This window comes from Paenibacillus sp. Y930, assembly GCF_056786375.1.
The window spans coordinates 1-12,928 of sequence record NZ_JBXCIX010000006.1 but is presented as its reverse complement, the minus strand read 5'-3'; the positions used below and the strand labels follow the sequence as shown (position 1 = coordinate 12,928).

General features: G+C 38.6%; 14 protein-coding genes, 1 tRNA gene and 2 pseudogenes. 6 read left to right on the top strand and 11 right to left on the bottom strand.

The window, feature by feature from the left end; all coding sequences use genetic code 11:
- Positions 1-74: 74 nt before the first annotated feature.
- The 5 genes and pseudogenes from AC1TO5_RS16845 to AC1TO5_RS16825 all read right to left on the bottom strand — a co-directional run.
- Positions 75-881 (bottom strand): phosphotransferase, encoded by an 807-nt coding sequence (locus AC1TO5_RS16845; RefSeq protein ID WP_482064001.1) that lies wholly within the window; start codon positions 879-881, stop codon positions 75-77.
- A gap of 123 nt (positions 882-1,004) precedes the next feature.
- Positions 1,005-1,505 carry a hypothetical protein gene (locus tag AC1TO5_RS16840; RefSeq protein WP_482064000.1) on the bottom strand — a complete coding sequence of 167 codons (501 nt, stop codon included), beginning with the start codon at positions 1,503-1,505 and terminating at the stop codon, positions 1,005-1,007.
- A gap of 677 nt (positions 1,506-2,182) precedes the next feature.
- Positions 2,183-2,488 (bottom strand): hypothetical protein, encoded by a 306-nt coding sequence (locus tag AC1TO5_RS16835; RefSeq protein ID WP_482063999.1) that lies wholly within the window; start codon positions 2,486-2,488, stop codon positions 2,183-2,185.
- Positions 2,489-2,965: 477 nt separating this feature from the next.
- Entirely contained in the window at positions 2,966-3,349 is a 384-nt protein-coding gene (locus tag AC1TO5_RS16830; RefSeq protein WP_482063998.1) for a hypothetical protein, read from the bottom strand.
- A gap of 149 nt (positions 3,350-3,498) precedes the next feature.
- Positions 3,499-3,852: pseudogene (locus tag AC1TO5_RS16825) on the bottom strand (MFS transporter); the annotation flags it as partial.
- A gap of 108 nt (positions 3,853-3,960) precedes the next feature.
- Here AC1TO5_RS16825 and AC1TO5_RS16820 point away from each other — a divergent pair.
- The 3 genes from AC1TO5_RS16820 (at position 3,961) to AC1TO5_RS16810 (ending at position 6,038) form a co-directional block, all read left to right on the top strand.
- On the top strand, positions 3,961-4,563 hold the full coding sequence (locus AC1TO5_RS16820; RefSeq protein WP_482063997.1) for a TetR/AcrR family transcriptional regulator: 603 nt from the start codon (positions 3,961-3,963) through the stop codon (positions 4,561-4,563).
- Between the two features lie 112 nt (positions 4,564-4,675).
- Positions 4,676-5,491, top strand: coding sequence for an SDR family NAD(P)-dependent oxidoreductase (locus tag AC1TO5_RS16815; protein ID WP_482063996.1), 816 nt, complete (start codon positions 4,676-4,678; stop codon positions 5,489-5,491).
- The gene (locus AC1TO5_RS16810) at positions 5,472-6,038 is read left to right on the top strand and encodes an HXXEE domain-containing protein (RefSeq protein WP_482063995.1); all 567 of its coding nucleotides are present in this window, start codon (positions 5,472-5,474) and stop codon (positions 6,036-6,038) included. Before AC1TO5_RS16815 ends, AC1TO5_RS16810 begins: the two co-directional genes overlap by 20 nt.
- 78 nt (positions 6,039-6,116) lie before the next feature.
- Here the strand turns inward: AC1TO5_RS16810 and AC1TO5_RS16805 are convergent.
- A tRNA-Ala gene (locus tag AC1TO5_RS16805) sits at positions 6,117-6,187 on the bottom strand.
- Positions 6,188-6,467: 280 nt separating this feature from the next.
- Between AC1TO5_RS16805 and AC1TO5_RS16800 the strand changes: the two genes are divergently transcribed.
- Positions 6,468-6,929 (top strand): CcdC family protein, encoded by a 462-nt coding sequence (locus AC1TO5_RS16800; protein ID WP_482057077.1) that lies wholly within the window; start codon positions 6,468-6,470, stop codon positions 6,927-6,929.
- A gap of 151 nt (positions 6,930-7,080) precedes the next feature.
- Here the strand turns inward: AC1TO5_RS16800 and AC1TO5_RS16795 are convergent, their stop codons facing one another.
- Together AC1TO5_RS16795 and AC1TO5_RS16790 are read right to left on the bottom strand one after the other, a co-directional pair.
- Complete coding sequence (locus AC1TO5_RS16795; RefSeq protein WP_482063994.1) at positions 7,081-7,659, bottom strand: DUF3221 domain-containing protein; 579 nt, start codon at positions 7,657-7,659, stop codon at positions 7,081-7,083.
- Positions 7,660-7,793: 134 nt separating this feature from the next.
- A complete protein-coding gene (locus tag AC1TO5_RS16790) occupies positions 7,794-8,102 on the bottom strand; it encodes a tyrosine-type recombinase/integrase (protein ID WP_482063993.1) in 309 nt (102 codons plus the stop codon).
- A gap of 33 nt (positions 8,103-8,135) precedes the next feature.
- On the opposite strand from AC1TO5_RS16790, the pseudogene istA reads away from it, so the two are divergent.
- A pseudogene (gene istA, locus AC1TO5_RS16785) lies at positions 8,136-9,419 on the top strand (IS21 family transposase).
- Positions 9,416-10,171: an IS21-like element helper ATPase IstB gene (gene istB, locus AC1TO5_RS16780; protein WP_482063992.1), complete on the top strand. Its 756-nt coding sequence runs from the start codon at positions 9,416-9,418 to the stop codon at positions 10,169-10,171. The pseudogene istA and the gene istB overlap by 4 nt, the downstream one beginning before the upstream one ends.
- Here istB and AC1TO5_RS16775 read toward each other — a convergent pair.
- From AC1TO5_RS16775 to AC1TO5_RS16765, 3 genes are all read right to left on the bottom strand, one after another.
- Complete coding sequence (locus AC1TO5_RS16775; protein ID WP_482063991.1) at positions 10,147-10,827, bottom strand: tyrosine-type recombinase/integrase; 681 nt, start codon at positions 10,825-10,827, stop codon at positions 10,147-10,149. The two genes, istB and AC1TO5_RS16775, sit on opposite strands and share 25 nt — an antisense overlap.
- Positions 10,828-11,078: 251 nt before the next feature.
- Positions 11,079-11,456, bottom strand: coding sequence for a hypothetical protein (locus AC1TO5_RS16770; protein WP_482063990.1), 378 nt, complete (start codon positions 11,454-11,456; stop codon positions 11,079-11,081).
- 824 nt (positions 11,457-12,280) lie between these two features.
- Positions 12,281-12,811, bottom strand: coding sequence for a hypothetical protein (locus AC1TO5_RS16765; RefSeq protein WP_482063989.1), 531 nt, complete (start codon positions 12,809-12,811; stop codon positions 12,281-12,283).
- Positions 12,812-12,928: the final 117 nt, after the last annotated feature.

Here is a 12,928-nt window from a genome sequence, read left to right as displayed (position 1 = left end):
CTGCACTATCCGGCTGCCTTCTTATCGTTATTAAGCTATCGTTCTTCGTTAGTTCAATGATGGCTCACTGTATATTAACCTGGATATATAGTCCAATCGTCGAAATGCAAAGTCAAAAACTTAATTTCCTGCTCATAATGCGATAAATGACCCTCTTCAATCATTTTCACAAAAGCTTCCTCCCCATTAGCTGCGCCTTGCGAAAGGGTTGTACACATAGCTTGAAGGCGCTCAATAACCCACTCCTTTAGGTTATCCGGGGCTTCCATACCATAATTTTCAAAAAACAGAGCAATCCGACGACGACGATTTCCAGCATGTAGATCGGGACTATAGGGCGTCGTTGCCGCATCGGGTGCAGCCGGCTCGAAACTGGCAAGCGGAACGGTTGTGTACAGTGTATACGCGATATCCCAAATACGAGGCCCCGGACTTGCCATATCAAAATCGATGAGCGCCATTGGGCGCTGGTCTCTAAAGACGATATTATACGGCGCCGCGTCGTTATGACAAACGACTTCATTTATTGCTGGATCTGGATAAGCGTTTTTTGGTATTGCTTTGGAAGCAAACCCTCGTGTTGTATCGTGAAAATGTCTCTGTAATTTCGCTATTTCTATAAGCGAAGCATCCGACCACATGTAAGGTGCTATATCCGGATAGTCATTTCCAGGAACCTCACCTGGGATAAAAGTAAACATTTCGCGCCCCTGTTCATCCATGCCGAGAAAACGTGGGGCATTGTAGAATCCGCTTTTTTCCAAATAAAGCAAAAGATCATTTACATACGGATTGTTGTTAGCACTTCGGCGTATGGTATCGCCTACTCGAACAACCTTGTTGACATTCCCACCTGGTAGCACTTCTTCTATTTCACTCATAATACGTCCCCCGATTTCATAAAGGTATTCCTCACAATCAACCGCCACGATCGTTTACTTCCCTTCAAATAGCGTCCGTTCAAGTAAACAAGCGATGCCCGTCAGCTGAATAAACTGTGATGATCATGATTTGATGATCTTAGATTTCCACATTCGATATAGTCCAACTACTAAAAAGCTAAAAGCAATAACTTCTATAATTCTAGGAAATAGAGTAAACCAAGCTACTAATTCACCAATAGTCATTCCCATGGGAGTATTACCGCTAGTCAATGAATAATTAATGTATTTATGAATAAAAGGGGAATAAATATAAGGTAAAATCTGATGGACAATTAAAATGAGAAAGCAATAAAAACCTGCAGTAAAGGAATGTTTTCTACATTGTATAAGTCCAAATATTAACAACGCTAAAAATATAACAGTGAGTGAAATATAAATTATATTAACCAAAATATCACCTCCCGAACATACATTATGACCAAATTTCTCTTTGCAGTTTTTAAGTATCCTGCCCGTTAGATAACAAGTGGGTATGTAAAAGCTGAAAATCCAAGGATTTTCTATCTCAGCTGACGCTTTAGAATATACGTACTTCGGCTTTCTTTGACTACCAGTTCCCATCCTTGATCTCCAAGAATATTTAAAACTCTTATGAGGGAGATATCATTGTATTTTGGAAGATGCTCTTTTTCATCCAAAATGTATCTAACACCGTATATATCATCCCGCTTTCCCAGGACAGTATATTCAAACTTCATGACAATCACCTCTTATTCTTTTTCTCATATATACTACCTATAGTTTGGTTATATTGTAAGTTCGAATTAACCTGACCGTTAATCGAGAAAATACTGCCGCACGGTTGCCTTAATATAATTGAACTATCGTTCTCCGTTAGGGTGGTAGTTATAAACGTCTATTTCTCTTTTCATCAAGATAAATATCTAGGGCTTTTATACCTCGTATCTGCAGTTTAATGAACAAGTAAAGACTATATAGACCCATCAACATTAATAGTCCGTAAAAAATGATCATAAAAATAGCTTGCAATGAAAAAAACGAAAGTACCGTGTCGCAACTTCCTTTTTTGGTAGTTTTAGTTATATCATATCATTTTTGATAAATTTACTCATTCACTTTTTTTATTATCCTACCCTAATAAAAAAAGGAACAGCTGCCGAGGCAAACTGTTCCTTTTTACGTTCAACTAACGTTCTCCGTTAGCGTAATGCAAAACTTGATTTATTGACTTTGACCCCTCTGGATTAATACATATTGAAAATCTTCACGTTGATGCTTTAGTTCTCAACTGGTGAGTTCTCTTTTTCCCATTCAGTAGGACCTTCATTAGCCGGAATGAACTTTCTCCAATACTCACCTGTTTTCTGGTCGAATAATATTAGATTACTATCGTTAGCACTAATTAATTGGTAGCGGTATTGATTCTCATTAGTTGAGTTAGATTTATTAACAGAGATGCCCAAAATAAAACCTATCAGTAAAGTTCCTAGAATAATCAAAACTAATGGAATGCTTGTGCTTTTATTCATTTTAATTGCCGTCCCCTCGTCCTTTAATAATTCATTTTCTCCGCCACTCGACAATATAAGGCACCTTAGCGCCTGCTCATTAATGAGTATCATTCAACTAATGGTACCCCGTTAGCGAAACAACTAACTTTTGGATTATTAATTAGTCATTTCTTTTTAAAAATTGAATAAGAAAAACAAATCACTCCACCAACACCAAAAATCATTGATATACCAAATAATATCCATACTATTTCCACAACAGTGTCACTAGGACCGTTACCTACTGGACCAACTTTTGGTTCAAAAAAATCAATCAGTTTCCATATACCATATAAAATGAGGAATATTGATGCGAACAATCCCACAAGTTTTTTCTTTTTAATGTTATTAGCCCCCTCCATCCGTACTGATATTGAATTAACGAAGTCATTAACTTAATAAACATATAATACCACATATTGGAGATTAACTTCCCGTTAGTTGAACAAAGGCAGCATGTCAGTGTGACTGCTGCCTTTGTGTTTTTATTGAGCTATCGTTCTCGGTTAGTTAAATTTTTTTATTTTTTATCCTTATTTTCTTTCTCAAAAATTCATCAACTAACCAGAATATAAGTGCGGCTATAATTGTTACTCCAACAAGAAATAAACTCTCAAATAAGAAAGAAATCACTAATCCAGCTATTAAACCAAATATACTATGAATAAATAATGCCACTATATTTCTTTGTTTTCCGTTTAGATTTTTTGTTAGGTAATCAGATAAGAAAGATACAGGTACCCCAATTAGAAGTACAAATGGAAAAGCACCTGTAAGAAGAAGTCCAATAGCTAAGAAACTTGAGCCTTCTGTTATCGCAAAAAGGAAAGTAAGGAATATTCCAATTAACAAAGTAGTTAAAACAAACCCTAGAAATTTCCTTGAAAATATCAAAATACCCCCCCTTATATTAAAAGATTTGATTTATCTCGTTCAATAATCCTGCCCTTTAGCTTAATAAAAAGAGCAGGCTACCGAAGTACTGCTCATCAATGTGTATTATCGAACTATCGTTCTCCGTTAGTGTAAAGCTTACCGGGTTGTGGCCCTTCATGGAGCAGCCCAGTATAGATGGGTGCAAGACCGAGACCTACCAGAATGAATCCAATCAGTAATAGCGGAGTAGGCACTGGAAGCAAGATGATAATTCCGCCTACAATGAAAACGAGCTGACCTAAGCGGATTAACACACAGTTTAGAACCTTCAGCGTTATAAAGCCAGTAATAAACCTTCACACTGTAATTCCTCCCATATTATAAAGATATCCACCAGGCTACCGTCTCAGCCGTAACATCTCTTGCACCAACCAAATAACTGGCTCCCCATAACCCTACCGTTGCTTCAACCCCACAATACAAAAAAACGTGATAAGGGTTAGTTTGACACCTCTGATGCGAAACACACCCATTCTGACCCCCTCTTGACAAAGGACTGAACATAAGACAAAATTTGAGTATATACTCAAATAAAATGATATTCGTATTCAAAGGGAGGACATATTATTTTGCCAATAAAAGAGGACAAGGAATCCAAGAAGGAGCTTATTCTTAAGGCAGCACTGAAGCTTTTCTCGCAAAAAGGCTTTCATGCTACCACGACCAAAGAAATCGCGAATGAGTGCGGCGTTGCGGAAGGACTTATTTTCTACTATTTCGGCGATAAACGGAAACTTTTACTCGATCTTGTGAACAATTTTTCTTTTGCGTTGCGAATACAGGAGGAGAAAGAAAAGCTTGCGCAACTGCCGCTGGAGGAAGCGCTCGTTCATTACGGGATGAGATACCTACATTTTCTGAAGGAAAATTTAGATTACATTATGCTTATTTGGTCTCCAGAAATGATTCAGGATGAAACGGTATCCCAAGGGGTGCTTCATCTGATCAAGAATATCGGTACAATTGGCAGTATCACACTTAACAATGGAACTTCAAGTGAGCAATGGGATGAAGGTTCTTATGAAGTTGCCATGATATCGCTCACGTCATCTATTCTCGTATACGTTATTATCCGTTCCCGCTTTGGACACAACGTTTTCATGCTCGAAGAAGAGCCATACATTCGCCATCTTGTGCATTTGCTGTTGCATGGCCTGATCGTACAACAATAGCTAAAATATAGCTGATTGCAGTTGTCTATAATGAAACAGTCCACGGCAGCCATTCTTTTTTCCTCTAATTTAAGTGAGTACTCAATTAATTATTATTTAGGAGTGAAATGATATGGGTACATTTATCGAATCATATGGCTCATGGGCCTTAATAACTGGAGCATCCTCCGGTATTGGCGCCGAATTTGCCAAGCAACTTGCAAGTCGCGGGATGAATCTGGTATTGGTTGCACGCCGTGAAGACAAGCTGAATGAATTGGCACAGACTTTAGTTAAGGAGCATGGAGTAGAGATAAAAGTAGCCGCCGTTGACTTAACTCGGCCAGATTTTTTAACTGGGATCCTTGCTATAACAGATACGATTGAAATTGGCTTATTAGTCAATTGCGCAGGATTCAGCATCACGGGTGCATTTTTGAATAACGATATACAGAAAGAATTGGATATGCTGCATGTCAATTGTTTAGCGCCTATTCTATTGGCCTATACGTTCGGCAAGCAAATGGCCGTTCGCAAGCGCGGAGGTATTGTTTTCGTTTCATCCAGTGTCGCTTTCAGTCCTGTGCCTTACTGGACACATTATTCCGCTACGAAAGTTCACAACGCTTATTTTGGAGAAGGTTTGTCATATGAATTGAAACATGAGGGAATCGATGTGCTAACCGTATGTCCTGGGGCAACGAAGACGGAATTTCAAGAGGTTGCAGGCATTAGTGACGTTGGAGCAATGAGTGCGTCATCCGTCGTCACAGCAGCCATACGTAACCTTGGGAAAAAATCACTTATTGTCCCAGGATGGCATAATCGATTCTTATATGCAGGCGTCAGTAAGCTTCTGCCCAAGAGGTTGAAGCTACGTTTCTTCGCCTACGTTATCCGTACAATGCAACGAAAGGAAGGCGATGATAATGTTATGGTACATAAATGAACTTATCAGCACAAAAACCTTGATATGGTTGCTGCCGATCATATTTTCCATCCATGACGGAGAAGAAATTGTGACGATAGAGAAGTGTCTGAGGGTAAATAAGGACCATCCTTTTTTAGCTATGGGAAACCGCCTGATTAATTGGGAAAAGCGCATCACATTTCAATTTACGTTTGCGGTATTGCTGCTCGGTTCGTTTCTTAGTTTAATAACATACTTGGCTATAAAAGATTTCGACAGTAACGGCAAACTAAATATGCTGTTTGTTGGAATCGTTGCCGTGATTTTGCTGGATGGTATTAAACATGTTGGGGTGACCATTGCATTAAAAATGTACTCTCCAGGTGTCATCACAGCATCGTTACTTGAAATCCCCTATTCCACGTATACCCTTTATAGATTATTCGACGCAGCTGTGATAGATGTAGTGACGTTTCTGATAGGTACTGTTATCGCGCTACTACTCATCCTTTTCTTGGTATGGTTCGGTCTTACACTTGGAAGAATGGTTGCACCACGTCAACAAGAGTCTAAGCGTGTAATTTGACCAAATATTGAGATCATTCTTAAATGTAAACTTATCTTATAACCCTGCCATATCGTAGAGATAATATCCAAAACCATTTAGGAAAGGGGGATCAAACCCCTAACCTCTATACTGCCAGTGTAGCGCTCTGCCAGCTGAGCAATGACCCCGTGCAAATTGTCTTACTTTTTGAATAGTTTTTTCGAGTGTGTAACCAACAAGAGGTGTGCTCCAAGCTGAGCTAAGCCCCTCCTTCTAGCAACTGAGCGAACCTGTCACATCTCATACTAGTGAGTGACTATAGTAACATGGAATTGTTGACAAAGGTTACTATTTCTCTCCTAATAAAGGGCGATATTATCAGGGTGCAAACGAAAAACAAGACTTAATCGTCTAACAATAAGCGAACAAGGAGAATGAAAAGTGAACGGATTAACCATTTATGGATTCATGGTTGTGATTTTAGGGTTAGTATTTTGGAGGCGCACTAGGGCGATGTTTCGCCCGATTCAAGGGTCGGGGATCAAAATTTTGCTCCCGATACTCTATTTATTTCCAGTGATTTCTATGTTTTCACAACTTCCATTCCACTTGAAAATTCGGGAAATTGGCGTAGCATCTTTGATCGGGGTATTACTGGCAGTTCCTCTTATGTTGACTACCAACTATGAAATTCGTCAGGACGGACAGATTTATGCACAAAAAAATAAATCCTTTTTTATCGTTTTGATTGCAGTTGTGGTGATTCGATTCGTAGCAAGACAATATTTTTCTGGCATGGATCCAACAAGTCTAGGTATGCTTTTCTTTATAGTTGCTTTTAGCTATGTAGTACCTTGGAGAATTGCTTCCTTTATTAAATTTAGAAAGGTAAAACTGTTACAGGCTCTTGGCGAAGTGACTTCCTCCTAAAAATTATATTACCAGAATACGGTTGTGATTATTTTGCTAAACTGCCCTTTAGCTTAATAAAATGAGCAGGCCATCACAACGCCTACTCATCCATGGGTATTATTCAACTATCGTTCCCCGTTAGCTTAATAAAAACTTCCAAATTTGCTTTCTACTTATCATCAACAATTATCTCCAACACTTTTTCTTCGCTCATCTGTGTTACGAAAATCGTCCAACGAGATTTAGATATGTCATATTTCACTTCTTTTATAACTGGCCATGAATAATTAGCCGCTGCTACTTCCTTTGAAGCAAGAGCTTTTCGGATAGCATCTTCTTCGATTAAGTTGGCTCCATCTGGTTGCGGAGTCTGAAGAACCTCAACATCCACCGCTGTATCTCTACCTGGATATTGAGTTGTCTTAGCGCCATCAGCGACCCATACTTCCACTTTCTGACCGATCTCGATGTTGGAGGGGACGTTCGTATACCATTCAGCCGAATAATAGTATTTTTCCCCGCCGTTCGCACTGAAGTCTTGAACATTTGGGTTTGTGACAAGAACTTGATTATTTTCTTTCTTTACCACGAATCCTACAAATCCATCATTAAATCTTTTATCTTGATTTAAATCAGGATGCGAAGACGAAACACTGTTTACATCGGAATCTATTGTTATCTCCGGTTTAGATCCACAAGCGGATAAAGCTAATATACAAATCAACAAAGTTATAATTTTCAATCTCAATGAAATCCCTCCTGCATAGCAATTATGTATTAAAACGTAAAATCACCTTCTTTTGTTACAAATGTTACTTCAATAAACTGCCCTTTAGTTGAATAGCGGAGGATCACTAAAGGCGAGTCCACCGCTAATTCATGCTAAAAAAATCGCCGATAAAGTTCTCTCCGGCGCTCACCACGGAGCTGAGCATAGATTTGCGTGGTTGATGCTTTTTCATGCCCCAGCATACCTTGGATGAAATCCAATGGTGCACCGTTATCCAGTAGTTGGCACGCATAAGTATGTCTAAATCGATGGGGATATACATTTGCTTTGATTTCTCCCCGATCTGCCAGCCGTTTCAAAGCCCACCTGATCGTAGGAATAGCCATTCGTTTAGTCGGTACAAATGCTAGTCTAAATATGTACAGAAACGCTTGAATAATAATGTACAGTTTTGACGACATGCTACATACTTTTCTCAAGGGAGAGATGAGCACATGTACATGACGTTGGATGTTCAAACGGAATTTGAGATTCGTAGTTTACTAGACTTACCTAAATTTAAATCATTGATGGAGAATCTTAAGATGAAAATCAATAGAAGTCAATTAGCTAGAGAGTTAGACGTAGATCCTCGTACCATCCAGAAGTATCTCGATGGATTTACAAAGAAAACAACGAAAGACAAGGGATCTAAGATCGATGAGTATTACGAGATCATTGCTGCTTTGCTTTCTGAAGACAGCAAGCAAATCTTCTATTACAAGCGTGTGTTGTGGCAATATCTGAAGGATAATCATGGGTTGGATTGCTCTGCCTCTGCTTTTAGGGCGTACATTGCTCGTAAGCCGGCGTTTGAAGCTTACTTCAAACAAGGAGATCGCCTTCCATCACCCAAAGGAACCATTCGTTTCGAGACGGCACCAGGCGTGCAAGCCCAACTAGATTGGAAAGAAAATATTCGCTTTGAAACTCGCGAGGGTGAGAAAGTAGAGATCAATGTTGCCGTGTTGCTGCTATCCTATTCACGTTTTCGCTTCTACCATATGAGCATTACGAAGTCACAAGCCGTGTTAATGTCGTTCTTAACGGAAGCTTTTGAAACCCTAGGCGGTGTGCCTCATGAGCTCTTAACCGACAACATGAAAACGGTGATGGATGAAGCAAGAACGGAACAATCTGCTGGAAAAGTTAACGCGAAGTTCAACCAATTTGCTACCGACTTTGGATTTAACGTGAAGCCCTGTGTAGCCGGTCGCCCACGGACAAAAGGAAAGGTAGAAGCACAGATGAAACTACTCGATGAGATCCATGCGTACCAAGGAAAATTAAGCTTGCCAGAACTTCATGACTTCATTCAAAAACTATGTAACCGTGTCAATCAATCGTTCCATCAAGGGAGTGGAAAAGTACCTGTTCTTTCTTTAAAAAAGGAAAAGAACTCCCTACACCCACTGCCAACAGAGCGTGTAAGAAGTTCCTATCGCATACATCATAAGCTTGTGAAGATCAATGCATCAAACATGATCTCCTACTAATCCAGACAATACTCAGTTCCCGCTGGGTATCAAGGAAAAACAGTAGGCTTACAAGTCTATGACAACCATTTGTATGCTTATTATAACACGAAACTTCTGGTACGCCACCCTTTAGGTGAGACAAGATTGAATTACAAAGAAGAGCATTACAGAGAGAATCTCAAGCTGTCTATGCCAAGCTATCCAGATATTAATGACCTAGCCAAGAAGAATCTTCGCACGATCGGAGGTGTCTTTGAATGAAGGGAACCTCCTACCAACAAGCCTTACAGCATTTAGAATATTTGAAGTTAAAACAAATGGTTGCTCATCTGGATGAGGTCGTCGACTTTAGTATCCTTAACCAATTGTCGTTTATGGACACGCTCGTGAAGTTAATAAGCTACGAGATCGATGTGCGTGAACAGAACATGATCGAAGCAATGGTTAAGGTCGGGGCTTTCCCTCACAAGAAGGAACTCATGGATTTTGACTTTAGCTTTCAACCGTCTGTGAATCGACAGCAAATCTTGGATTTTAGTACCCTACGCTTTCTGGAGGCCAATGAAAACATTGTATTTTTAGGCCCTAGTGGAGTTGGGAAAACGCATCTAGCCACCTCGATTGGCATTGCTGCAGCTAAGAAAAGAACCAGCACGTATTTTATTAAATGCCATGATCTTATTCAGAATCTTAAGCGTGCAAAATTAGAGAATCGCTTGGAAACGAGACTCAAACACTATACAAAATACAAGCTTCTCATCATCGATGAGATCGGATATCTCCCGATTGAACCTGAGGATGCAAAGATCTTCTTTCAGCTCATCGATATGCGCTATGAGAAGCGAAGTACGATCTTTACAACGAATGTAAATTTTAAGGCATGGGATGAAGTTTTTCGGGAACCAAAGTTAGCAAATGCCATCTTAGACCGTATTTTACATCATGCAACAGTCGTCACGATTGTAGGCGAATCTTACCGTTTGAAGGATCACTTTGTGAAAGAAGACAAGTGATTTTGTACATCATTAAACAAGCAAAAATATACATTCTTATGTTGACATTTACAAGTCGGATGTGTATCGGTTACGAATAAGGCTTTACAGGAGTCAGTACGGCTAGCAAGATACTTCTTTAACCATACTTTGCACTCTGTCGTAAAGTAAACTTCTCTCTGCTTTGACCCTTTGCCATCAACTATTACAGAGCAGTTTTCCCAGTTGAGATCCTCGATGTTTATCTTCTCCACTTCACCAACTCGGCAGCCGGAACAGTAAAGAAACTCAAGAAGAGCTCTTTCCCTAAGTGACTGACAAGAGATCTTTAAGTGAATAACTTCTTCCTCGATCAAAAATTTAGGAATACGTTTATCCAGTTTTGGTTCTCTTAATTTTAGAGAGGGATTTGAAGTCAGGTACGTCTCCTCATATGCGTAGCGAAAAAGGGAACGAACAAACCGAATTCGATGCCCTAGGCTACTAGGCTTTAATCGATCTGCTTGTTTGGCCAAGTACTCCTTCAACATTGTTAACGTGATCTCTGATATTTCGATATCGCCAAGTTCCAACATCAGCATTTTGTGCTGGAGGACATAAGCTTTTAATGTTTTCGGACTAAATCCTTGAATACGTTTATCAACCTCGTACAACCGCCACAACTCACTCAAGTTCATAACAAAACCTCCCTTTAGAAACTATTAATCTAGTTTGCTTCTAAGTAGAGGGTTTAATCTACGTACCTTTTGAACTATCGTTCTCCGTTAGCCATACATGCAGCGCAAACGCTGCACCACAGATGATGGAAGTAATTCCGTTCTTCCATGGGAGCTGAATGAATAGTTGAATCTGATCCTCGATTTTCCGAGGGCGTATGCCCGCAGCGCGAATATGGTGTTAGACGAAGTCAGTGGCTTCTCTGAGTTTACTAATCATTGTATATTTTCAAGATTTCTTCCATTCGTGATAATTCCTTTTCGTCCAAGCTTTGAAATATTATATTAAACAGATATTCAGGATGTTCTATAAATATCTCTTCTGAAAATAATAATTCTTCTGAATGATAAAAGTAAAGTGACTTTTCATAATTATCTTTAACAATTTTTCTGAGTTTTTCATTATCCTTAAATTCTAAATATAGCCCCAAAATTGGTTTACTTGTCATAGCTGCAATTACAATTACCTTAAAATCATTATTTGTAGCTAAAACATTCCCTTGTTCGTCTTTTATTATCATGTATTCTTCTTGCTGGCTCTGACAACTCATGAGAAACATAATCATCAATAGAATTATCATCTTCTTCATTCAGAACATCACCCACTCATTGATATTATTAGATTATTTTTATTCTCACTGATTTCCTATAACGTTCAGGTATTCACGAACTTCCGCAGCAAGTTGTCACATGAATATTCTACTCTGTCAAAAACATCATAGTGATCAAGGCGTAGCCGCTGCGTGAATACTGTGTTATCAGAAGTACCTTCTTCATTGCAATCTACGTTCATTAGGTTTGTTAATCTTGATGTATTAGTTTTATTTGTTTAATAATGCTTAGAATAAAAATCAATATGATTGAGATTGTTGATTCCCATCTTATTATTAGAATAGTTTCACTATCTGGATTTAAGATTCCTCCCGAGGCTAATGCCCAATTAAGATATGACAATGAAAATGAAACTAAAGTTGAGATTGAGACAAGTAACCAGTTAATAATAAATACTTTTTTCGCATATTTTATATTGTAATTCATATTTAATTCAATCAGAATATACGGTAAAAATAATGTCGTTACTATTTGTGATACAATGCTAACTCCCCACAATGATGGAAATAAATTAATTAGTAGCCATATAGGCAGTAAGATTATATGAAATATAATCACAGGCAAAAAATTAATAAAATAGATATTCTTGTAGATTATTTCATATAACTTTGAGATACCTTCACCTCCAACTACAAATTTATTAAGGTATTTCTGATAACGTTCAGGTATTCACGAACCTTGCGCATGCAAGGTTGTCACTGAATCTACTACTCTGTCAAAAGCATCACCAGTGACCAAGGCGCAGCCGCCGCGTGAATACTGTGTTAGGTGAAGTACGTGCCAACATGAAATACCCCATATATTATTCTCTTAGCTTTATCATATAATTAAATATATCCTCCATTGGCTTAATTTTAAGATGGCCTTCAAGTTGTTTAGATATGAATTCAATATCTTGTGCTCGTTCTTTTAATCCCTTATCATAGTACTTCTTTATATCATGTATCATGTCTGACTCAGATTTATATCCATCAAACCTTTCCAGGATATAAAATTCTTTGAGTTTCAAATATATAGAGAATAAGTCCTTAATGTTTCTCGCTACTTTTTTTACTGGATTATCAAACATCATAGGTTGAATAAACAAGATGGGAGCTTCATCTAAATCGCTGATTGTTCCTTTCAGCGTTGAGAAAGCAAAATGATCACCACCCATTCCCGTGGAAGCAAATACTTTGGCATCATCGGGCGTACAATCATACTTTATGCCTTCTTCACTACGAATATATAGCCCAATAAAATGGTCTAGAGTTGCATCGTAATGATCCCTTAGCTCATTATCCAGCTGAAGTAGTTTTGATATTGTATTGGAATTTAGGGTATTTTGATTCATAATTGCTCCTTAAAATTCTTTGCATGTATTTCACCTAACGTTCAGGTATTCACGAACTTCCGCAGGAAGTTGTCACTGAATCTGCTACTTCTGCCAATAACATCAAAGTGACCAAGG

Coding starts and splice junctions, on each gene's coding strand:
- istB (WP_482063992.1), top strand. CDS start 9,416: ATGAAGGGAACCTCCTACCAACAAGCCTTACAGCATTTAGAATATTTG.
- AC1TO5_RS16800 (WP_482057077.1), top strand. CDS start 6,468: ATGGTTGTGATTTTAGGGTTAGTATTTTGGAGGCGCACTAGGGCGATG.
- AC1TO5_RS16765 (WP_482063989.1), bottom strand. CDS start 12,811: ATGAATCAAAATACCCTAAATTCCAATACAATATCAAAACTACTTCAG.
- AC1TO5_RS16845 (WP_482064001.1), bottom strand. CDS start 881: ATGAGTGAAATAGAAGAAGTGCTACCAGGTGGGAATGTCAACAAGGTT.
- AC1TO5_RS16770 (WP_482063990.1), bottom strand. CDS start 11,456: ATGAAGAAGATGATAATTCTATTGATGATTATGTTTCTCATGAGTTGT.
- AC1TO5_RS16810 (WP_482063995.1), top strand. CDS start 5,472: ATGTTATGGTACATAAATGAACTTATCAGCACAAAAACCTTGATATGG.
- AC1TO5_RS16775 (WP_482063991.1), bottom strand. CDS start 10,827: ATGAACTTGAGTGAGTTGTGGCGGTTGTACGAGGTTGATAAACGTATT.
- AC1TO5_RS16840 (WP_482064000.1), bottom strand. CDS start 1,505: ATGGGAACTGGTAGTCAAAGAAAGCCGAAGTACGTATATTCTAAAGCG.
- AC1TO5_RS16815 (WP_482063996.1), top strand. CDS start 4,676: ATGGGTACATTTATCGAATCATATGGCTCATGGGCCTTAATAACTGGA.
- AC1TO5_RS16790 (WP_482063993.1), bottom strand. CDS start 8,102: ATGTCGTCAAAACTGTACATTATTATTCAAGCGTTTCTGTACATATTT.